This window comes from Thalassovita sp. (assembly GCF_963691685.1).
Classification (GTDB): domain Bacteria; phylum Pseudomonadota; class Alphaproteobacteria; order Rhodobacterales; family Rhodobacteraceae; genus Thalassobius.
In genome coordinates this window covers 2,501,438-2,521,431 of the sequence record NZ_OY829290.1, presented here as the reverse complement: position 1 = coordinate 2,521,431, position 19,994 = coordinate 2,501,438, and the positions used below count along the sequence as shown (strand labels likewise).

Here is a 19,994-nt window from a genome sequence, read left to right as displayed (position 1 = left end):
GAACGAGGGGGAGGGATGATGCAGCACTCATATTTGCGCAAAGTTGCGGCTGGGGTCATGACGGCGGCTGCACTGGTCACCACCATGGGAACACCTGCAATGGCTGAGGCGCCGCTGCCGCTGACCTGCCTGCTGGTGCCTGCTCAGATCAGTGACATCGGCAGTGACCGGGTTGGCATCGTGCGCGATGTGACCGTGCGGCGCGCCGATTACGTGGCCGCAGGCGATGCGCTGTTGCTGGTGGACGCTGAGGTGGCGAAATCCGATCTGGAGGTGGCCCAGATCAGCATCGGTGCCCTGCAGGAACGGCTGGAACGCAGCGAGGGCCTGTTGGCGCGCAGCCTGATTTCACAGGATGAGATCGGCACCCTGCGCGCAGATCTGGCGCTGGCCAAGGCAAGCGCCACCCGCGCCCAGATGGAAATAGACCGCGCCACCATCCGCGCCCCCTTTGCGGGCTATGTGGCTGAGGTGGATGTGGCCGTGGGCGAATTGATCGGTCCGGACCCGCTGTTGCGGCTGATTGATGTCACCACGCTGCATGCGGAACTGGTGTTTCTGGCCGGGGCCTACGGGCAGGTTGCCCTGGGCGATGTGATGGAGGTGCAGGTCGCCGACGCGCAGGTGGAGGCCACGGTCTTTGCCATCGATCCCTTTATTGAACCCACCTCAAACGCCTTCACTGTGATGGCCGAAATTGCCAATCCAGACCTCAGCCTGCCCGCCGGCACCAGCTGTCAGGTGGTGAACTGACTGTTGGGGCTGGACGGGCTGGATCAGGTGATGCTGGTTCAAATAATGCTGGCCAGCGCATTGGTCTTGTCGGTCTCAAAATAGAAGGTCAGGAAATCGCCTTTGACCTGATCACGCCCTCCAGCGACATGGACCAGCGGTTCGGACTGGGCGGCGGCGATGAGCGCCGCGCCGCCGGGGCGATCTGCCAATGGGGCCAGCCACTCCGCCAGGGCGGCCTTCGGGAGTTCCGCCCGCCGGGTGGTGGTTAGCCAGGATTGCCTGTCAGGATCATCAGTCACCGTGAAAATCGCGCTTTCTGCCGTTAACGGCTGAAACACTTCTGCCCCTTGATCCACGTCCAGCCCAAAGGCGGCAAATCCTGCGGCCATCGGGGGCCAGAAAACCTGGGCCGGGGCGGCGGGCAGGCACAGGTAGTCATCGCGGCGGCTGATACCGCCGGGCAGGGCCTTGAACCCACGATAGAGCGGGAAGGGGCTGCGATCCCCGGCCTCCAACCGGGCGACAACAGCCAGCCAATACTGGGTGTAGAGCCGCACCGATCTGCGATCACAGCGCAGCGCCAGACCAATGGCATCAGACCCAGCGATGGCGCTGGACCAATCCGCCAATAGGGCGGGATCGATCTGCAGGCCCTGTGCCGCCTGCGCCAGTGCTTTGGCCGCCGCTACCGAGGTGTCACAGAAAAACAGCACCCGTGCCTCCACCCCTTGATCGGTGATCGACCAGGAGCGTTCGAAGGCGTCGGTTACCTCTGCCAGCGCGGTGAGGTCTTTGTGCAGATTTAGATCCGTTGTCATAGGCGCATGATGACCGCTGGTGCGGGTTAAGAAAACCCTCGTTTTTTGGCAAACTTATTGAGCTGTCAGGGGCTTAACCTATGTGCCGCGCCAGACGGGCCCCCGAGGCGCGGCAGGATTGTCGCAACTGCCATAAATAGAAAGCCGGGTAACCCATGATGCTTGACCGGGTGTGGGGGGCTGTGGTGGGCTTTGTCGCAATTAAAGCGGGTCGCGCGCAGTGGGGATTTTATGCAAATGACTATTCAAAGCTTTGTCAAAGCCTTGCTTTTGACCACTGGCGTTGTGGTCCTTTGCGCAACAGGCGCTGCGGCCATTGCACAGGAAACCCCCTCTGAGGCTGAAATTGACCCGGATCTGGCCGATAATGGCCCCATTGGTCGGCTGAGCGCCCGCCTGGCCTATAATTCCGATACCGGCGGGGTGGCGGCGCTTGGCTTTTCCACCAACCGGTTGATGGGGCAGGATCAAACGCTGGAGTTTAACCTGCGCGCGGAGGAAGACGGAACCTCCGCCAGTTTCCGCTACAACAACGATGCACTGTTCGGCAGCTCGCCCCAGTTTGGCCTGAACGTGCTGCATGCCCAGAAAGACGCGGGGGACATCTACGATTTCGATTCCCGCGTCACCCGGTTGGAGCCGCGCCTGACCTGGCAGCTGTCACCGCAGAGCCGGTTCACCGCCTATGGCATCCTGGCAGATACCGATATCAGCAATGTGCCCGCCACCACCTCTGCGCTGATCCGCGCAGATGAGGGCCGGGTCAAAACCACCGGGATCGGTGGCAAATACGAACATCAGTTCCAACCCGCGCAGGGCGGCAGCCTGAAACGCGCCCGGGTGCGGTTTGGGCTGGAATATGCCACGTCCGATGCCGACAATGATCACATCAAACTGACCACTTCGGCGCAGTCGATCCATGTGCTGGCACAGGGCCGTGTGGTGCTGCGCAGCCAGCTGCGCCTTGGCACATTGCAAAGCCAGTCGGGCACCAGCAGCATTGGCGATCGCTATATGCTGGGGCAGGCCTCCATCCGGGGGTTTGAGTTCGGCGGCTTCGGCCCCCGCGATCTGGCGGTGGATGGCGATCCGGCGCTTGGCGGTAACAGCTACGGCGTGGCCAAGATTGACGTTCAGTTCCCCGGCGCCTTTGGTGAGGCAGGGCGTCGTGTGACGCCCGGCCTGTTTGTCGATGTCGGTAGCCTGTGGAAACTGGATGACGTGGCCGGTGGTATTGCCGGGGCAGATCCCGTTGATGACAGCGCGCGGATGCGGGCCTCCATCGGGGTGAGCCTGAGCATCAAGACCGGCATTGGGCCGCTGAAAATTCACGCCGCCCATCCGATTGCCTCCGAAGATTATGATCGCACCCAAACCCTGGGGTTGGAGTTGAACGCCACCTTCTAACCCGTTGCTTCTGCGACGGTTTGTTCATCCTCCAGAAGGTGGGCAGCCCGCCCCGGTGCGCCGCCCCAAGGGGCGATCAGCCGATAGAAGACGGGCGTCAGAAACAAGGTGAAGACAGTGGCAAAGCCCAGGCCCCCGACGATGACCCAACCCAAGGCCTGACGGGCCTCGGCCCCCGCGCCGGTGGACAGGATCAACGGCAATCCCCCAACAACGGTTGAGACGGCGGTCATGGCGACCGGTTGCAGGCGCAGACGCAAGGCATTGCGAATGGCCGTATCTATGTCTTGGCCCTGCTCGCGCAGCTGATTGGCAAATTCGACAATCAGGATGCCATTTTTGGCCATGATGCCGATCAGGATCACCAGGCCGATTTGGCTGTAGTAATTCAGCGTGCCGCCGCTGATCCAGATCGCCATCACCGCAGCGCCCAGCCCAAACGGGACCGTCAACATGATGATCACGGCAGAGGCGAAGCTTTCGAATTGTGCGGCCAAGACCAGCAGCACAATCAGCAGCGCAACGCCAAAGACCAATGCGGTTCCGGCCTGGCTTTCCTCTAGCGAGGCGGCTTCGCCCGTGAAGACCAGACGCACATCGTCAGACAGGACACCACGCGCAATTTCTTCGGCGCGCAGGACGGCAGCGCCCAGGCTGATACCTTCGCCAAGGTTGGCCTGCAGGCTGACCGCCCGCGATCCCTGTTCGCGCGACAGGGTTGAGGCAGTAGAGGTCGCGGTCAGGGTGACCACCGACGACAGCGGCACAAAGGATCCGCCCGCCGTCTGCATCCAGACGTTTTCAATGTCGGAAGGGTCCTGAATGGGCCGCCCACCGGGCAGCATGCGAATGTCGGTTTCTGTGCCATCCACGAAGACCTCAGCGGCGGTGATGCCTTCGGTCAGCGTGTTGATCGTGGTGGCAATGGCGGCAGGGGACAGTCCCAGCTGAGTTGCCATCTCACGGTCGGTTTCGACCGACAGCAGCGGCAGGGTGGCGTCATAGGCCAGCGTGGGATTGGTGAAACTGTCATCGCCCAGCATGGCGGCGACCAAGGCGTCGCCCTGATCGGCCAGTTGGTCATAGTCATCGCCCAACAGCGCCATCTGCAGCCCATTGCCGGCGCCGCGAATGCCCAGCGAAATTGGCGGAGCGGCAAAGACATTGATGCCGGGGATCGTGAACAGTTGGCGGTTGATCTCCGCCAGGATCACCTGTTGGCTGCGCTCGCGTAGATCCCAGTCACTGAGCCGCGCAATGACCGCAGCCGCGTTGGATCCGCCAGCCCCGACCAGTGCCAGCAATGCAGCGATTTCACCGTCGTCGATATAGGGCTGCAGGATCGCTTCGACCTTGGTGACCTGTTCGTCTGTAAATGTGACAGAGGCCCCCGCCGGTGCTGTGGCGCGGATAAAGAAACTGCCGCGATCCTCCTCCGGGGTCAGGGCGGTGGTGAGCTGCGAAAAGACACCGAAGGCGATGATGGCAAAGCCAAGCGCCACGGCAATGACAATCAACGGGGCTTTGAACATGGTTTCCACACTGTTCAGGTAGCCCCGGGTGATGGCACCCGTGGGCTGTTCGCCGGTTTCCTCTGCGCCACGGCCGGGATCCAGAAACCCAGCCATCACCGGCGCAAGTGTCAGCGCCACCAGTGAGGAGAGGGTGACACAGAAGGCCAGCACAAAGCCGAATTCAGCAAAGATGCCCCCCGCCTGACCGGGCAGGAAGGAGATTGGAATGAACACAGCCGCCAGCGTGGCGGTGGTTGAGATCACGGCAAAGAACACCTCATTTGTGCCGCTGGCCGCCGCCGCGCGCGGGCCCAACCCCTGACGGCGTTTGCGCACAATGTTTTCGACCACCACAATGGCGTCATCCACAACCATGCCCGTGGCCAGCACTAGCGCCAGCAGGGTGATGGTGTTAATGGAAAACCCCGCCAGCCAGATGGCAGCAATCGCTCCGGTCAGGGACAGGGGAATGGTCACGGTTGGGATCAAAACCGCGCGCCAGGATCCCAGAAAGACAAAGATCACTGCGATCACGATGGCAACGGCCATGATGATGGTCAGGGTGACCTCTTCAATCGATTTTTCAATAAAATCTCCGTCATCGGACACGATGACGAGCCTCATGTCCGGCGGCAGGTCATCTTCCAGCGCGGCCACTTCCGCGCGCACCGCCTGCGAGATTGTCAATGTGTTGCCAAGCGATTGGCGCACAACATTGATGCCAACGGAACTTTGACCGTCGACCCGGGCATAGACTTCTGCCTCTTTTGCGCCGAACTGCACCAAGGCGACGTCGCCAATGCGGGTGTCGGCGTCTATGCGCAGATCTGACAGGCTCTCGACCGTGATGCCGGGGTTCACCGCGCGCAGCAGCACCGATTGGCTGGCACTGTCCAGATCACCAAGGGCTGTGTCGATCCGCAGGGTCTGCAGCGCGGCCTGCACGTCATTCAGTTGCAAGCCCCGGCCTGACAAGGCGGCCAGAAAGACCTCAACCCGAAACTCATTTTCCTGACCACCAGCAACCTCAACTTCTGCCACACCTGAGATTGCCGACAGGCGATCGCTCAGCAGGCCCTCGGCCAGATCCGTCATGTCTTGCAGCGGGGCATCGCCGATCAGCGCCAGACGCAGGATCGGTTCGGCATCTGCATCCTGCTTAGAGACCGCAGGATCATCGATCCCCTCGGGCAGTTGCCGCGCCGTGCTGGCAAGGATCTCGCGCACCTCATTGGCGGCGGTATCAATATCTGTGCCTTCGTTCAGGTCGATGGTCAGGCGGCTGCTGCCATAGCTGGAGGATCCCGAAATGGCCTTCAACCCATCCAGTTGGGCCAGCGCATCTTCGATGACCGAGGTGACTTCGGTGTCCACCGTTTCCGGCGCGGCCCCGTCCCAGCGCACAGTGACCGACAGCACGGGCTGATCCACATCGGGCATTTCACGCACTTCAACCGCTTGGAAGGCAGCAATGCCGGCGATTGCGATCAGCAGGTTGATGACAATGGCCAGAATGGGCCGGGCGAGGAACAGATCGGTCAGGCCGCGTTTCAAGGCTGCGCGTGTCATCAGTTTGATCCCTCCGCAGCCGGGCGGCGTGCCATGGCTTGATCTGCGGTGGTCACCTGGCCGCCTTCGCGCAGTTTTTGCACCCCTTCCACCACAACCTTGCTGCCTGCAGGCAGGTCTGCTTCGACCCAGACCATATCATTGGCCCGGTGGCGCAGGGTGATCGGCACCCGCGTAACCATAGTGCCGTCAGACCCACCATCGACGCGCCAGACTGAGGCGCCATCGCGGGTCCAGGTCAGGGCAGCGGCAGGTAGTTTCGGCAGAGCCTCATTGGGCTGCGCGATCGAGACGGAGAAGATCATCCCCGGCAGCAATTTGCCCTCCGGGTTGTCAATTGTGGCGCGCACTTTGATCGTCTGTGTGGTGCTGTCGATCAGACCGTCAAATCCGGTGACCTCCGCCTCAAAGATCTGACCGGGCAGCGAGGTGGTGACAAGGCGGGCGACCTGCCCAAGCTGCACAAAGCTGGAGGCGCGGTCCGGCAGGCCAAATTCGATACGCAGCTGGCTTTGATCGATGATGCGGACCACCGGACTGTTGGCTGTCAGATAGGCGCCGACCTCAATATCACTGAGACCAAGCACCCCGCTGATCGGGGACTGAATGGTTTTCTGTGACAGATCATATTCGGCGCGGGCCAGATTGGCGCTGGCAATCGCAACCTGTGTTTCCGCCTCTGTGACCGAGACCGCGGTGACCGCAGCAGAACCGCTGCGTTGCAGTTGGCTCAGCCGGTCAAGGGTGGATTGCGCCTCGGCAAGATTGGCGCGGGCGGTGCTGAGGGCAATCTCCTCGACCTGCGGATTGAGCGAGACCAGCGTATCGCCTGCGGCCACTTCTGCCGTATCGGTGAAATGCACCGCGGTCACCCGGCCCGAGACTTCGCTGGTGACATTGACATTGACACTGGCACGGGCCTTGGCCGTCCCGATGGAGCGGAAGGTTTCCACATAGGGGTCCTGGGTGACCTCAGCCAAGGTGACCAGCGTTGCCCCCATGCCGCCTGGGCGCCCCGGTCCTGCTGTTGACAGTGTGGTTGGATCGCTGGTGGCGGTGTCCCCGCCGAGCGGAGGGCCAAAGGTCCAGATCCAGGCGCCGCCAACAATGACACAAGCGATCAGCAGTGAAATAAATCTGTTCACGATAAAACCCCTAAGCAAAATGCGCTGAGAAAATATCCCTCAGCGCAGAAGGTGGAGCTATCACGTGGGTTTTCAAACTTTCCGTCGAATATGAGGAGGTTTTGGGACGTGTTTCACCATCCCACCTTTCCGTGTGTTCAGATCAGCGCCTGTATGGCCGCCATCACATCAGACACCTGGCGCGGGTCTGCGGCTGCGGCATCGGGTGCGGCGAAGCGGCCGGCGTCATTGTCCCAGTATTTGCCACTGTCCCCGGCATGATCCGGATCCAGCGCCAAACGGCAGAGGATATCGGCGCCGATCCTCAGATCGCTGCCAGCAACGCCGAAGCCTTCTTTGACCATTTTGCTGGCCAGCAGGGAACCGGGGTTCACGGAAATCACTGCGGGGCCATTTGGCAGGGTTTTGGCCAGTTCCGCTGACCAGATGGTCAGGGCCAGTTTGCTTTGCGCATAGGCGCCCATTGGATCAAGCTGCCGGTCGCCCCGCAGGGCCGCGATATCCACCCGGGCCTGCGCCGCGGAGGACAGGTTGAGGATCCGGCCATCCGCCGGGATCAGGTCCAGCAGCTCTTGGCTCAGCAGATAGGGCGCCAGTGTGTTGACCACAAAACGCATGTCCTGACCGTTGGGTAGGATGGCATTGGGCACCTTGTAGACACCGGCATTGTTGATCAACACATCGATCTTCTGGTGTTTGGCGCGGATCGCTGACGCCAGGTCCCGCGTCGCCACCAGTGACGACAGATCAGCCTGATAGGTTTCGCGATCGCCACCAACCTCAGCCGCGGCGGCACGCAGTTTGTCGGCGCTGCGCCCGTGCAGCAGGATCTGGTGACCCTCGGCGGCCAGCAGCTTGGCGGTCAAGAGGCCGATCCCATCGGTGGAGCCGGTGATCAGGATGGTTTTTGTCATGTCAGTCTCCGCTGCGGCCAAAATCAGGCAGGAGCCCGTCGGCCAGTTGGTTCATGGTGTCGTCGATGTTGCGGCGGTTAAACCGCAGGTTCAGGGCCACGTGGTTCACACCCTGCGCTTGCAGCGCTGTCAGATAGGACTTGAGGTAGCTCACGCCAGAGCGAAAGCCGAGATGGATCGGGCTGGGGGCGGCGCTGTCTTCTGCCAGCAGGTCGACATAGAGCGATTGCATCACCGGTTTGTTCGGCGCGCCAGCCCGCTGAGCACGGGCGCGGTAATCGGCAACCAGCTGCGCCTGTTGTGCCGCGCTGCGGGGATAGGTGATCCAGCCATCGCCGTGTTCCGCCACCCAATCCGGGCTTTGCTGGCTGCCCCCGGTGATCAGCAGCGGCAGCCGCGTCGCGGTGGGTTTGGGCAGCATATCCAGCTGACCGTTCAGGCTGCCATGGGCACCTTGGTGGATCGGATTGGTCTGCCCCAGCGCCCGGATATAGTCAAAGGCTTCGCGGAACCGTTCTCCACGGTCCGGGAATGACATATTGAGCGCGGGATATTCATCCGGCCGATCCCCCGAGGCCACGCCCAGCAGCACCCGGCCTCCAGACAGTTGGTCGGCGGAGTAGGCAGCTTTGGCCACATGGGCCGGATGGCGCAGCGGCAAAATAGCGCTGGCCACCCCAAGGGCGATGTTGCGCGTCACGCCAGACAGAAGCCCGAGGTAGACAAAGGGATCATAGATCTGCCCGGCGTCACCAAAGCTGGGCACGTTGAACGGCACGTCGCGCAGCCATAGGGCCGAAAACCCAAGTTTGTCGGCCAGCTGCGCGCGTTCAATATGGCGCTCCATCGTTGGAACGGCGCTGTTTGGATAGGCTTCCAGCGGCACCACCAGGCCAAGGCTCAGCCGATTGGGCTGAAAGGTGGTGGCGTAGCCGCGGTTGAGCTGCGGGAAGGGGGAGAGGGGCGCGCCGTCTGGCATGATTTATCCTTAGAAAAGGGCGATAGTTGCCCCGTCCCCGGATGGTCTGAACCAACGGGGGACGGGGTCATTGCCCAAAGGGGTGTCAGGCGAAGGCGTCTTTGCCTTCGATCACGAAGTGCACGCTGTCGGACCCTGCGGTGCGGGCCTCCAGATGTTGTTTATAGTCAGGGTCCTGCATGAAATTCATCGCAGCCTCTTCCGACGGCCATTCCAGAATGATGCGCAGAGCGGCGGGCTGATCGCTGCCTTCGACCTGTTTGTGGTTCGGGGTCCGTGCCAGATATGTGCCGCCATGTTTGGTGACCAGAGGGATTGAGGCCTCCAGATAATCGGGGATCCAATCTTCGGATTTCGGGGTCACGGCGAGGACAGAGTAATAGGCCATCTGGGGCTCCTTTCAGGTGGTATTGGTGTTGATCGCAAGCAGTGCTATTCGCAAATCTAAATAAACATGCTGAATTCTGTTTCAGAATTTAGTTTTTCAATATAATAGGTGCCGGATCATGGACACTGAGGCCCTCAGGCTCTTCGTGCGCGCTGCAGACAAGCGCAATATCAGCGCCGCAGGTCGCGACTTAGGTCTGGCGCCTGCGGTGGCCAGTGCAAGGCTGGCCAAACTGGAGAGGAGCATCGGCGCCGACCTGCTGCATCGCTCCACCCGCAAGGTGGCGCTGTCACAGGAGGGTGAGGCGTTTTTGCCCTATGCCCGTGACATCATCGCCCGTGAAGATGCGGCGCGGGCGGCACTGGGGCAGGGGCAGGCCGAGGTGACCGGCACCCTGCGGTTCACCGCGCCCAGCACCTTTGCACAGCTTTATATTCTGCCGATCCTGCCGCAGTTTCTGGCCGATCACCCGGGAATGCGGCTGGACCTGCATCTCTCGGATCAGCAGGTGGATCTGATCGAAGGCAGCTTTGATCTGGCGCTGCGCAACGCGCCGCTCAAGGACTCCAGCCTCAGGGGGCGCAGGCTGGCACCGGATCAGCGGGTGCTCTGTGCAGCGCCGGACTATCTGGCGCGCTGCGGCTGGCCTGAAACCCTTGCAGATCTGGCGGATCACGATCTGATAGCCTTTGGGCGCAACAGCCCCCGGCATTTGGTGTCGCGCACTGAAGGTGGCGCGGATGAGGTGGCCATGCTGGACCCTATGGCCGAAAATTGCCGGCTGATTGTTGATGACGGGCTGAGCCTGAAACTTGCTACGCTGGCCGGCGCGGGGATCGCAGCCAATGCACGTTGGAGCGTGCATCAGGAGCTGCGAGACGGGCGCCTGCAACAGGTGCTGCCGGATGTGCAGGTGGATGAGGATGCAGCGCTTTGGCTGCTCTATCCCAGGGCCAATGTTCTGTCCGCTAAGGTGCGGGTTTTTATGGATTTTCTGCTGGCCAAGATTGGCCGCGCCCCGCCCTGGATGTGATGGCGGGACTACTCCCGCCAGCTGGGATCTTCGGCGTCCAGGGTGGCTTTTAGGTAGTCGAAATGCCGGTCCGCCGCGCCGGCGTAGGGCAGCCAGCCGTCAGCGGTTTTCTGGGCGACCTCATCGGAGAGAACCGCCAGAGGCTGACCGGTTGACAGCGCCAGGATCTGGGTTTGCGCCGCTTTTTCAAAGAAATAGAGATCCTCAAACGCGCGGGCGACGCTGCTGCCGGCGATGCTGACCCCGTGGTTGCCCATGACCAATGCGATATTGCCTTTCATGGCGCGGGCCAAATGGGCGCCTTCCTCGGCGCTGTCGGAAATGCCACCAAATTCCAGATCATATCCGGTTTTGCCAAAAAACCGCGCCGTGTTGTTGTCAAGCGGCAGCAGCGTCGGATCCTTGAGGCAGGCCAGGGCCGTGGCATAAGGCGAATGGCAGTGCAGGATCACCCGCGCCTCAGGTAATTCGCGGTGCAGCGTGCCGTGCACCGCCCAGGCCGAGGGATCGGGCGCATCGGGGCGTGTCATGACCTCGGGATCGTCAACATCCAGCAGCAACAGATCGCTAGCCTTGAGCGTGGCAAAATGCTGCCAGCGTGGGTTCAGCAGGATCTTGCGCCCGTCGGCGCTGACCGCGGCACTGAAATGGTTGGAAACGCTTTCCGACCAGCCAAACCGGTGGCATAGGCGGAAGGCGGCGGCGAGGTCCTGGCGCAGGCTCTCTTCGCTCTGCATCGCCTCTAGGGGCATGTCTTTGCTCATGATTTGAACCTCCCTTCCGAGACCAGCGCGCGGTAGGTTGAACGCATTTCGGCGCGATCGGTATAGCAACCGCGCAGATAGCGATCGCCGCTGGAGGCTGTGTAGCCCGCGCGGCCGTGCACGATGCGATGATTGTCAAAGACAATGCATTCGCCCGCGTTCAGGGTAAAGCGCATGACGTATTTCTCTTCTTGCAGCATCCGGCCAAAGCGGCAGAAGGCGGGGTAATAGGTATCCAGCAGTTGTTGCGGCAGATCGATCAGATCCAGCATGTGCTGGCTGATAGTTAGACCCGAGACCTCGCCATGCGCGTCCAGTTCAATCACGCGCTGGCGCGAGCGCATATCGTAGCTGTCATGTTCGCAGTAAAACGGAATGTCGATTTCACTCAGCAGTTTGAACCCCTCAGGATCTCGGCTGCGGAAGTCATTGGCCACGGCAACGCCATCGCCAAACAGGTTGCGCCCGCCCTCAACCGAATTGGCGCGGCAATGCAGGAACTGGATGCCGGGGGCGTGTTCCTCGGCGGGGGTGTCTGTGTGCAGCTCCAGCGCGGCGGCGGTATAGGCGGTGTTGGTGGGGTTGATATGGGTTTTGACGTCAAAATAGGTGCCAAAGAAGGTGGGGCGGATGGTGCCGATCACCTGCGCCAGATCGGTCAGCCCGGCGTCGCTGTCGGGCATGTCCGTGATGATTGCCACGCCTTCAACCAGCAGCGCCTCAATCCAGCGGGTCACGGCGCTGTGGTTGCTCAGCAGATCGGGTTGCGAAAACCGGGCCACATCGGCGTAGTGATCGCTGAACCAGGCGCGGCGTTTCAGATCGGCCGGATCAGGGCGCGGGGTGCCTTGGGTGTAACCCGCCAAGAGCTCCAGCGGAAAGGCGGAGCGGTGGTTTGCACCGGCCCAGTCAATCACCAGATGCTGCCCTTCGATCAAGGCGGCGCGGGCGGTGGGCGCCTCCGACAGGTGGAAGATGTCAAAGCTGCGTTCGCGGGTGCCGGGATCAAAGGAGCTGGGGCAATTGTCACGCAGCCAGTGGTAATTGAAATAGGCCTGAGGCTGACCGGGCAGGGGCAATGTGAGGCCGCTTTCATGCAGGGTGACCTGTTGCGCCGCTGTGGCGGTGGGGTGCGCTATGTTCATCTGGTGGGGTGTCTTCTGTTCGCTGAGTTTCGATAGGCGTCAGTTTTGCTTGACTTATTGCGGCGAAAAAGGCCGATTGGATTGTCTAAAAGTTAATCAATTACTTAACTAAAGAGGTACCGATGCAACCGCTGCCCCCGCTCCGATTGCTGACCACATTTGCCGAAGTTGCGCGCCTTGGCTCCATGCAGGAGGCGGCAGGGCGGCTGAATGTGACCCGGCCCGCCGTGACGCAGGCGCTGAAGAGCCTTGAGGTCCATATCGGCCTGACCCTTCTGGACCGCAGCCGCAAACCGGCCCGCCTGACCGATGCCGGGCAGCAACTGGCCTGGGCGGTGGAGGCGGGGTTGGGGCAGATCGCAACGGCCATTGCCGATATGCAAGCGGCCGCGCAGGTGGAGGAGGGGCAGCTGACCCTGTCCTGCACATTGGGGATGGCGACCTATTGGCTGATGCCACGGCTGCCGCAGTTCTATGCGCTGCACCCGGATGTCACGGTGAATGTGCAGGCGCCCTCATCCGATCTGCCGGCCCTGCGCCCGGGGATCGATATCGCGTTGCGATACGGCAGCGGCGGTTGGACGGACGGGCAGGTGGTGCCCCTGTTTGACGAGGAGGTCTGCCCGGTGGGCCGCCCTGATCTGGTTGAGAGGTTGCAGGCCGAAACCCGCAGCCTGTCTGAGGTGGCGCTGATCCATGTTGCCAGCCCTGAAGCGCGCCATTGGGCCACATGGTCTGAGTATCTGCAGCAAAGGGGGCTGGCCGCGCCCAAGACCCGGGGGCAGGTCTTTGATAATTATGTGCAGGCGGTTCAGGCGATGCAGGATGGTCGCGGGTTGATGCTGGGCTGGCGGTCGATCACCGGGGATCTGGAACGTGACGGCAGCGTAGCACGCTGGCCGGGCGGGGCGTTGGATCTGGGCACCGGCTATCATCTGTGTATCCGCCCCGCAGCGGGGGGACGTGGGCCGGTCGAGGCGTTTCAGGCCTGGGTCCTGGCACAGGCGGCTGCTGAGGCGGGCGAAGCGCGGTAAGAGAATCAGATTCGCCCCAGTCCAGCGCGAAACTGGGGCCGATTTACCCGCGATTTGGGGCTGATCCGGCCCTGACGCGAGGGAAGAGCAAAATTATTTTTGTGCCGATTTGCGACAGGATTTTCCACGAAATCGGGGTGAATTTCTTTGACCTCTTGATCAAAGCCAGCAGGGGTAAGCCCCTCAATCCGTTCGATTTATGAAATTGTAGTGGGGCTAAACCTCGGAAAGCTATGGGATTGTTCAAAACCCAAATAGCCCATGCGCTTTTTGCATCATGTCCGCCCCGTCGCGCGGCGGGGGCGGGGCGGCGATGTCGCTGCCGTGAAACTACGGCGATTACCGCGCATAGGTGGTTGAAATCTTCTTTGACTCACCCTTTGGAAGACGCTTTCAATTGTACCCACACAAAATAAGGCCCTGCCTTTTGAGGAGTTAAACGGGGTCGATCAATGGGAGAAATTCAGATGAAAATGACCAAATCCACCCTGGTGGCCGGGCTGCTGGCGGGCACGATGTTGTCGACCACAGCTTTCGCTGCGGGCACCCATCCGGTGACCGGCGAGGCGCTGGCGGATGACCAGACCTTTACCTACCGTATTTTGGACGAACACAGCTCGGTTGATCCGCAGGTTGTTGAAGATGTGTCCGGCGCAGAAATTGTGCGTGACCTGTTTGAAGGTCTGATGAACCAGGACAAAGACGGCAATCTGGTGCCCGGTGTGGCCACCGGCTACACCTCAAACGACGACAACACCGTCTACACCTTCACCCTGCGCCCTGAGGCGAAGTGGTCCAATGGCGACACTGTGACCGCACATGATTTCGTCTTTGCCTGGCGCCGCGCGGCCGATCCGGCGTTGGCTTCGCCCTATCAGTGGTTCATTGAGCTGATGTCGATCCAGAATGCTGCGGCGATCATTGCGGGCGAAACTGCCCCGGATCAGCTGGGTGTGAAGGCGCTGGACGATCACACCTTTGAGGTGACCCTGTCGGCGCCGCTGCCCTACTTCCCGCAGATGACCACCCATTCCACCACCTTCCCGGCCCCTCAGAAAGTGATTGAGGCGCATGGTGCGGAGTGGACCAAACCGGGCAACATCGTATCCAACGGGGCCTATGTGCTGACCGAGCACCTGCCGCAGGAACGCTCCACCCGTGAGCGCAACGCGATGTATTGGGACAACGACAACACTATCGTCGACAAGGTTGTGGCGCTGGTGATCAACGACGAAAACGTCGCGCTGACCCGCTATCTGGCAGGTGAGCTGGACCGCACCGAAGTGCCCGCAGGCCAGTTCCCGCGCCTGCAGAAAGAACACCCGGGTGAGGCGATCAGCTTCCCACGTCTGTGTAACTACTACTACACCTTCAACCTCAGTGACTCAGGGCCAGAAGTGTTCAAGGACGTGCGTGTGCGCAAGGCGCTGGCGTTGGCCGTGGACCGCAAGATCATCGTTGAAAACGTGATGGCGGGTGGTCAGACGCAGGCCTATAGCTTTGCACCGACCGCCACCGCTGGTTTCACCCCACCGACCACCGAAATGGCCACGATGACCCAGGCCGAACGGGACGCGATGGCGATCGAACTGCTGGCAGAGGCCGGGTATGACAAAGGCAACCCGCTGAAGTTCAACATGATCTACAACACTTCGGAAGGTCACAAGAAGATCGCCGTGGCGATGAGCCAGATGTGGAAGCAGAAGCTGGGCGTCGAGGTTGAGCTGGGTAACATGGAATGGAAAGTGTTCCTGGAAACCCGTGGCAACCAGGACTTTGAACTGGCCCGTGGCGCCTGGTGTGGCGACTACAACGAAGCCTCGACCTTCCTTGATCTGCTGGACTCAAACTCGGGCTATAACGACGGCAAGTTCGTCAGCCCCCGTGTGGATGAACTGCTGGCAGCGGCGAAAACCGCCAAGGATGCCTCGGCCAATTACACCGAAGTGGAACAGATCATTGCCGCCGAAATGCCGGTGATCCCGATCTACCACTATGCGGGCGTCTACATGATGGACAGCGACGTGGGCAACTGGCCCGTCAACAACGTCGAACAGAACTGGTACTCGAAGAACCTCTACAAGATCGCCGAGTAACCTGACCTGACCCTTGATCCCGCCGTCCGTACCCCGGGCGGCGGGATTGCTAATGCGAGTGAGATAAATGCTCTCCTACACGATCCGGCGCCTGTTGGTCGCCATACCAACGATCTTCTTACTGGTCGTTGCCTGCTTCTACATGATGCACTTTGCCCCCGGTGGGCCCTTCACCTCGGAACGGCCGCTGCCGCCGGCCGTCATGGCCAATATTGAGGCACGCTACGGGCTGGACCAGCCGCTGTGGAAACAGCTCTGGGATTATCTGGTGAACATCTTTGTGCATTTCGATTTCGGCCCCTCGTTCAAGTTCAAGGACCGCGACGTCAATGACATCATCGCGCAGGGTTTCCCGATTTCGCTGACCTACGGTTTCCTCAGCTTCATCGTGGCTTCGGCCATTGGTGTGGCGCTGGGGGTGACCGCCGCGATCAAACACAACAGCTGGATCGACTATTTCGCCGTCTCCCTTGGCATTGCGGCGCAGGCTTTGCCGAACTTCATCATGGGCCCGATCCTGATCCTGACCTTTACCCTGTGGCTGGAATGGCTGCCGGGCGGGGGCTGGAACGGCGGGCAATGGCAGTATCTGGTGATGCCGGTGATTGCGCTTTCGACCTCCTACATGGGATCCATTTCGCGGATCACCCGATCCTCGATGCTGGAGGTGCTGAATTCAAACTTCATCCGCACCGCCAAGGCCAAGGGCCTGTCCAACCGCGCCATCATCTGGCGGCACGCGCTGAAACCCACCCTGATGCCGGTGGTCAGCTATCTGGGCCCGGTGTTTGTCTATGTGCTGACCGGTTCGGTCTTTGTGGACATCTACTTCTCGACCGGGGGGCTGGGGCAGGCCTATGTCGGCTCGGCCCTGTCGCGGGACTATGCGGTGCTTCTGGGGGTGACGATCCTCTATGGCGCGCTGACCGTTGTTGTGAACCTGATTACGGATCTGGCCTACGCCTGGCTTGACCCGAAGATCCGTTACTAAGGGCAGTCACATGCTAGGATTTTCCAAAAAAGAAACCGACCGCGCTGAGGCGGTTGCAGACAATGCGGTGATGCAGGGGCGGTCGCTCTTGGCGGATGCGCGGCTGCGGTTCCGCCAGAACAAGGCGGCGATGGGCAGCTGCGTGATCCTTGGGCTGATTGTGGCCTTTGTGATCATCGGACCGTTCTTTGCCGTATGGGATCATGAAACCATCGACTGGACCGCGATGGGGGATGTGGTGGGCCTTGGCGCGCCGTCTATTTCCAGCGGCCACTATTTTGGCGTCGATGATCTGGGCCGTGACCTTTATTCGCGGACCATTCAGGCAACCCAGACCTCCCTCTTGGTGGGTCTGATCGGGGCCGGTATGGCGCTGGTTGTGGGCACGTTTTACGGCATCATTGCGGGCTATTTTGGTGGCCGTCTGGACGGGCTGATGATGCGTTTTGTTGACATTCTGCTGGCGATCCCAACCACGCTGGTGATCATCCTGATCCTTGTTGTCGCTGGCAAAAGCTTCACCACGCTGTTTCTGGCGTTGGGAGCGGTCAGCTGGTTGACGATGAGCCGCATCGTGCGGGGTCAGACGCTGGCGCTGAAAAGCCGGGAGTTTATTGAGGCCGCGCGTGCCGGCGGTGTGTCAGACGCAGGGATCGTGACCCGCCACATCCTGCCAAACCTGGCCGGGGTTGTGATTGTTTACGCCTCGCTGCTGGTGCCGGATATGATCCTGGCCGAAAGCTTCATCAGCTTCCTGGGCCTGGGCATTTCGGAACCCAACACCTCACTCGGGGCGCTGATCGCCGAGGGCGCGGGCACCATGGCCTATGGCACCATATGGCAGCTGCTGTTCCCGCTCTTTTTCTATGTGACGATTATCATCACCATGTTCTTCATCGGTGATGGTCTGCGCGATGCGCTTGATCCGAAGGACCGCTAAGATGACTGTGCTTTCTGTTAAAGACCTGAAGGTCGGTTTTGACACCCCCGATGGGGTGGTGCAGGCGGTCAAAGGCGTCAGCTTTGAGATCAAGGCGGGCGAATGTCTGGGCATCGTCGGCGAAAGTGGTTCCGGCAAAAGCCAAAGCTTCATGGCTGCGATGGGGCTGTTGCCGCCTAATGGTCGGGCCACAGGGTCGGTGCAGTTTGACGGGCAGGAGATCCTGAACCTGCCCACCGCCAAGCTGAACCAGATCCGGGGGGACCGGATCGGCATGATCTTTCAGGATCCGCTGACCGCGCTGACCCCGCATCTGACGGTGGGGGATCAGATGGTGGAGGTGCTGAAGGTCCACAAAGGCATGAGCGGTGGCGCCGCGCGTCAGCATTGCCTGGATTGGCTGAACCGGGTGCGGATCCCTGAGGCCGCGCGCCGGCTGAAACAATACCCGCACGAACTGTCCGGCGGGATGCGCCAGCGGGTGATGATCGCGATGGCGATGCTGTGTGATCCGAAACTGTTGATCGCGGATGAGCCGACAACAGCGCTGGATGTGACGGTGCAGGCGGAAATCCTGGATCTGATGCATGATCTGCAGCTGAACCACGGCACCGCGATCGCTCTGATCACCCATGACATGGGCGTGGTGGCGCGGATGTGTGACCGGATTGAGGTGATGCGCCTTGGGGCGTTTGTGGAAAGCGGGCCGGTGGATCAGATCTTTGCCAGTCCCAAACATGAATACACCCAGAAACTGCTGTCAGCGATGCCGCGCATCGATGCGGTGGACGCGCCTGAAGGCATGGGTGAGCGGGTCAACACCCTGTTAGACGTGGATGATCTGCGGGTGGAGTTTGACATCAAAACCAGCCGTGGCCTGTTCGCCAAACCAACCCCGCTGAAGGCCGTGAACGGCGTGAGCTTCACACTGGCGGAGGGCGAAACCCTTGGCATCGTTGGAGAATCTGGCTGTGGCAAGTCCACCTTGGCCCGCGCTGTTCTGCAGCTGATCCCCCCCACGGGTGGTGGCGTGTCCTGGCTGGGTGCGCCGCTGAACGGGCTGAACAAGCGGGCGTTGACCAAACACCGCAAGGATCTGCAGATCGTGTTTCAGGATCCGCTGGCCAGCCTTGATCCGCGCATGACCATCTCGGCCTCCATCCAGGAGCCGCTGCGCACCTTCCAGCCGCAACTGACCGGGCCGGAGCGGGTCAAAAAGGTTGAGGAAATGATGGAGCGGGTGGGCCTCGATCACCGGATGATCAACCGCTATCCGCATGAGCTGTCAGGTGGCCAGAACCAGCGTGTGGGGATCGCCCGTGCCATGATCAACCGGCCCCGGCTGGTGATCTGTGATGAGGCGGTATCGGCGTTGGATGTGTCCATTCAGGCGCAGATCCTGACGCTGCTCAAGGAATTGCAGGCCGAATTTGGCATGTCGATGATGTTCATCAGCCATGACTTGTCGGTGGTGCGCTCGATCTCGAACCGGATCATGGTGCTGTATCTGGGCCGCATCGTGGAGCTGGCGGATGGCGAAACCATCTGTTCCGCGCCGCTGCACCCCTACACGCAGGCGCTGATCTCGGCCGTGCCAATCCCGGACCCTGAGGTGGAGCGGAACCGCCAACGGATCACCATCCCCGGCGAACTGCCCTCACCAATGGATCCCAAGGCGGCGCTGCGGTTCCTGCCCAGCCGTCTGGCCAAAGGGGATCTGACCTATGTGCCTGAATTGAACGCGGTGGGGCCGGGCCATTGGGTTGCGGAACATGATCCGTTGGAGCAGATCCTGGCAGGCGGGCAGGGCTAAACGCTTCTCCACCTTGGGCCGCATGGAAATGGACGGGCGCGCGGGTTCGATGATCCACGCGTCCGCAATTTAAGCTGTCATCTCAATCAGTTGAATGAGGTTGCCACAGGTGTCATCAAAGACCGCCATGCGCACCGGGCCGGCCTCCATCGGGGCAACGGTGAAATTCACGCCAAGATCGCTCAGCCGTTTATGCGCCGCACTCAGATCATCAACCTGAAAGGAATGGGCCGGAATGCCATCCGCCACCAGTGCTTGTTTGTAGGGCGGCACGGCAGGGTGATCGCTGGCTTCCAGCAACAATTCGGTGCCGTCCGGCGCGTCCTTTGACACCACCGTCAGCCAGCGGTTTTCACCGAGAGGGATGTTGTTTTTCACAACAAAGCCCAACACGTCGGTGTAGAAGGCTTCGGCCTTGTCCTGATCGTCGACAAAGACGTTTGTCACATAGATTTTCATTATTCATCTCCGGTGGTTCTGTATTCGGTCAGCCAAGCGGCCGCCTGAATGTGGGCTTCGGAAACTGTGAGGGAATGGGCCTTGGTGCGGCCTTCCCATGTCGTCTCAATCAGCCCGGCCTTTTCCAGCACCGCCAGATGTTGCGAAACGGTCTGGCGCGAAAGAGCAACGCCAGAGTCGCTGACCGCTGCGGCGCAGAGCTCAAATAATTGTGGGTAGCGCTAGATTATTGAAGTTATAGTTGAGGTGT

Annotated in this window: 17 protein-coding genes and 1 pseudogene; 8 read left to right on the top strand and 10 right to left on the bottom strand. The window is 60.9% G+C overall.

Annotated features, from left to right (window positions below; translation table 11 throughout):
• The first annotated feature begins 15 nt into the window (after nt 1-15).
• Nucleotides 16-753 (top strand): efflux RND transporter periplasmic adaptor subunit, encoded by a 738-nt coding sequence (locus tag ACORLH_RS12280; RefSeq protein WP_321828695.1) that lies wholly within the window; start codon nt 16-18, stop codon nt 751-753.
• Between the two features lie 38 nt (nt 754-791).
• Here ACORLH_RS12280 and ACORLH_RS12275 read toward each other — a convergent pair whose 3' ends face one another.
• Nucleotides 792-1,553: a hypothetical protein gene (locus ACORLH_RS12275; RefSeq protein ID WP_321828694.1), complete on the bottom strand. Its 762-nt coding sequence runs from the start codon at nt 1,551-1,553 to the stop codon at nt 792-794.
• A gap of 237 nt (nt 1,554-1,790) precedes the next feature.
• Here ACORLH_RS12275 and ACORLH_RS12270 point away from each other — a divergent pair, with 237 nt between their 5' ends.
• Entirely contained in the window at nt 1,791-2,960 is a 1,170-nt protein-coding gene (locus ACORLH_RS12270; RefSeq protein ID WP_321828693.1) for a BamA/TamA family outer membrane protein, read from the top strand.
• Here ACORLH_RS12270 and ACORLH_RS12265 read toward each other — a convergent pair.
• The 5 genes from ACORLH_RS12265 to ACORLH_RS12245 all read right to left on the bottom strand — a co-directional run bounded on the left by ACORLH_RS12265 (nt 2,957) and on the right by ACORLH_RS12245 (nt 9,469).
• On the bottom strand, nt 2,957-6,043 hold the full coding sequence (locus ACORLH_RS12265) for an efflux RND transporter permease subunit (protein WP_321828692.1): 3,087 nt from the start codon (nt 6,041-6,043) through the stop codon (nt 2,957-2,959). The two genes, ACORLH_RS12270 and ACORLH_RS12265, sit on opposite strands and share 4 nt — an antisense overlap.
• On the bottom strand, nt 6,043-7,188 hold the full coding sequence (locus ACORLH_RS12260) for an efflux RND transporter periplasmic adaptor subunit (RefSeq protein ID WP_321828691.1): 1,146 nt from the start codon (nt 7,186-7,188) through the stop codon (nt 6,043-6,045). The genes ACORLH_RS12265 and ACORLH_RS12260 overlap by 1 nt, the downstream gene beginning before the upstream one ends.
• Before the next feature lie 137 nt (nt 7,189-7,325).
• Entirely contained in the window at nt 7,326-8,102 is a 777-nt protein-coding gene (locus tag ACORLH_RS12255; RefSeq protein WP_321828690.1) for an SDR family NAD(P)-dependent oxidoreductase, read from the bottom strand.
• Nucleotide 8,103: 1 nt separating this feature from the next.
• On the bottom strand, nt 8,104-9,081 hold the full coding sequence (locus ACORLH_RS12250) for an LLM class oxidoreductase (RefSeq protein ID WP_321828689.1): 978 nt from the start codon (nt 9,079-9,081) through the stop codon (nt 8,104-8,106).
• Nucleotides 9,082-9,166: 85 nt separating this feature from the next.
• Nucleotides 9,167-9,469 carry a DUF1330 domain-containing protein gene (locus tag ACORLH_RS12245; RefSeq protein ID WP_321828688.1) on the bottom strand — a complete coding sequence of 101 codons (303 nt, stop codon included), beginning with the start codon at nt 9,467-9,469 and terminating at the stop codon, nt 9,167-9,169.
• A gap of 118 nt (nt 9,470-9,587) precedes the next feature.
• Here ACORLH_RS12245 and ACORLH_RS12240 point away from each other — a divergent pair, with 118 nt between their 5' ends.
• The gene (locus ACORLH_RS12240) at nt 9,588-10,502 is read left to right on the top strand and encodes a LysR family transcriptional regulator (protein WP_321828687.1); all 915 of its coding nucleotides are present in this window, start codon (nt 9,588-9,590) and stop codon (nt 10,500-10,502) included.
• A gap of 8 nt (nt 10,503-10,510) precedes the next feature.
• On the opposite strand, the gene ACORLH_RS12235 is transcribed toward ACORLH_RS12240, so the two are convergent.
• The gene (locus ACORLH_RS12235) at nt 10,511-11,266 is read right to left on the bottom strand and encodes a class II aldolase/adducin family protein (RefSeq protein WP_321828686.1); all 756 of its coding nucleotides are present in this window, start codon (nt 11,264-11,266) and stop codon (nt 10,511-10,513) included.
• Entirely contained in the window at nt 11,263-12,411 is a 1,149-nt protein-coding gene (locus ACORLH_RS12230; RefSeq protein ID WP_321828685.1) for a TauD/TfdA family dioxygenase, read from the bottom strand. The genes ACORLH_RS12235 and ACORLH_RS12230 overlap by 4 nt, the downstream gene beginning before the upstream one ends.
• 122 nt (nt 12,412-12,533) lie before the next feature.
• Here ACORLH_RS12230 and ACORLH_RS12225 point away from each other — a divergent pair, with 122 nt between their 5' ends.
• The 5 genes from ACORLH_RS12225 to ACORLH_RS12205 all read left to right on the top strand — a co-directional run bounded on the left by ACORLH_RS12225 (nt 12,534) and on the right by ACORLH_RS12205 (nt 19,285).
• Nucleotides 12,534-13,445 carry a LysR substrate-binding domain-containing protein gene (locus tag ACORLH_RS12225; RefSeq protein WP_321828684.1) on the top strand — a complete coding sequence of 304 codons (912 nt, stop codon included), beginning with the start codon at nt 12,534-12,536 and terminating at the stop codon, nt 13,443-13,445.
• A gap of 473 nt (nt 13,446-13,918) precedes the next feature.
• Complete coding sequence (locus ACORLH_RS12220; RefSeq protein ID WP_321832814.1) at nt 13,919-15,541, top strand: peptide ABC transporter substrate-binding protein; 1,623 nt, start codon at nt 13,919-13,921, stop codon at nt 15,539-15,541.
• A gap of 67 nt (nt 15,542-15,608) precedes the next feature.
• Nucleotides 15,609-16,532: an oligopeptide ABC transporter permease OppB gene (oppB, locus tag ACORLH_RS12215; RefSeq protein ID WP_058242850.1), complete on the top strand. Its 924-nt coding sequence runs from the start codon at nt 15,609-15,611 to the stop codon at nt 16,530-16,532.
• A gap of 10 nt (nt 16,533-16,542) precedes the next feature.
• Nucleotides 16,543-17,472, top strand: a complete 930-nt coding sequence (locus ACORLH_RS12210; protein ID WP_321828683.1) for an ABC transporter permease — start codon at nt 16,543-16,545, stop codon at nt 17,470-17,472.
• 1 nt (nt 17,473) lies between these two features.
• On the top strand, nt 17,474-19,285 hold the full coding sequence (locus tag ACORLH_RS12205) for an ABC transporter ATP-binding protein (protein ID WP_321828682.1): 1,812 nt from the start codon (nt 17,474-17,476) through the stop codon (nt 19,283-19,285).
• A gap of 69 nt (nt 19,286-19,354) precedes the next feature.
• Here the strand turns inward: ACORLH_RS12205 and ACORLH_RS12200 are convergent, their stop codons facing one another.
• Both ACORLH_RS12200 and ACORLH_RS12195 read right to left on the bottom strand, forming a co-directional pair.
• A complete protein-coding gene (locus ACORLH_RS12200) occupies nt 19,355-19,744 on the bottom strand; it encodes a VOC family protein (RefSeq protein ID WP_321828681.1) in 390 nt (129 codons plus the stop codon).
• Nucleotides 19,744-19,905 (bottom strand): annotated as a pseudogene (locus tag ACORLH_RS12195) (ArsR/SmtB family transcription factor); the annotation flags it as partial. The gene ACORLH_RS12200 and the pseudogene ACORLH_RS12195, both read right to left, overlap by 1 nt.
• Between the last annotated feature and the right edge of the window lie 89 nt (nt 19,906-19,994).

Bases quoted from the DNA above. Each gene is read 5' to 3' on its own strand.
- ACORLH_RS12280 (WP_321828695.1), top strand. From the start codon at position 16: ATGATGCAGCACTCATATTTGCGCAAAGTTGCGGCTGGGGTCATGACG.
- ACORLH_RS12275 (WP_321828694.1), bottom strand. From the start codon at position 1,553: ATGACAACGGATCTAAATCTGCACAAAGACCTCACCGCGCTGGCAGAG.
- ACORLH_RS12270 (WP_321828693.1), top strand. From the start codon at position 1,791: ATGACTATTCAAAGCTTTGTCAAAGCCTTGCTTTTGACCACTGGCGTT.
- ACORLH_RS12265 (WP_321828692.1), bottom strand. From the start codon at position 6,043: ATGACACGCGCAGCCTTGAAACGCGGCCTGACCGATCTGTTCCTCGCC.
- ACORLH_RS12255 (WP_321828690.1), bottom strand. From the start codon at position 8,102: ATGACAAAAACCATCCTGATCACCGGCTCCACCGATGGGATCGGCCTC.
- ACORLH_RS12250 (WP_321828689.1), bottom strand. From the start codon at position 9,081: ATGCCAGACGGCGCGCCCCTCTCCCCCTTCCCGCAGCTCAACCGCGGC.
- ACORLH_RS12245 (WP_321828688.1), bottom strand. From the start codon at position 9,469: ATGGCCTATTACTCTGTCCTCGCCGTGACCCCGAAATCCGAAGATTGG.
- ACORLH_RS12240 (WP_321828687.1), top strand. From the start codon at position 9,588: ATGGACACTGAGGCCCTCAGGCTCTTCGTGCGCGCTGCAGACAAGCGC.
- ACORLH_RS12235 (WP_321828686.1), bottom strand. From the start codon at position 11,266: ATGAGCAAAGACATGCCCCTAGAGGCGATGCAGAGCGAAGAGAGCCTG.
- ACORLH_RS12230 (WP_321828685.1), bottom strand. From the start codon at position 12,411: ATGAACATAGCGCACCCCACCGCCACAGCGGCGCAACAGGTCACCCTG.
- ACORLH_RS12225 (WP_321828684.1), top strand. From the start codon at position 12,534: ATGCAACCGCTGCCCCCGCTCCGATTGCTGACCACATTTGCCGAAGTT.
- ACORLH_RS12220 (WP_321832814.1), top strand. From the start codon at position 13,919: ATGACCAAATCCACCCTGGTGGCCGGGCTGCTGGCGGGCACGATGTTG.
- oppB (WP_058242850.1), top strand. From the start codon at position 15,609: ATGCTCTCCTACACGATCCGGCGCCTGTTGGTCGCCATACCAACGATC.
- ACORLH_RS12210 (WP_321828683.1), top strand. From the start codon at position 16,543: ATGCTAGGATTTTCCAAAAAAGAAACCGACCGCGCTGAGGCGGTTGCA.
- ACORLH_RS12205 (WP_321828682.1), top strand. From the start codon at position 17,474: ATGACTGTGCTTTCTGTTAAAGACCTGAAGGTCGGTTTTGACACCCCC.
- ACORLH_RS12200 (WP_321828681.1), bottom strand. From the start codon at position 19,744: ATGAAAATCTATGTGACAAACGTCTTTGTCGACGATCAGGACAAGGCC.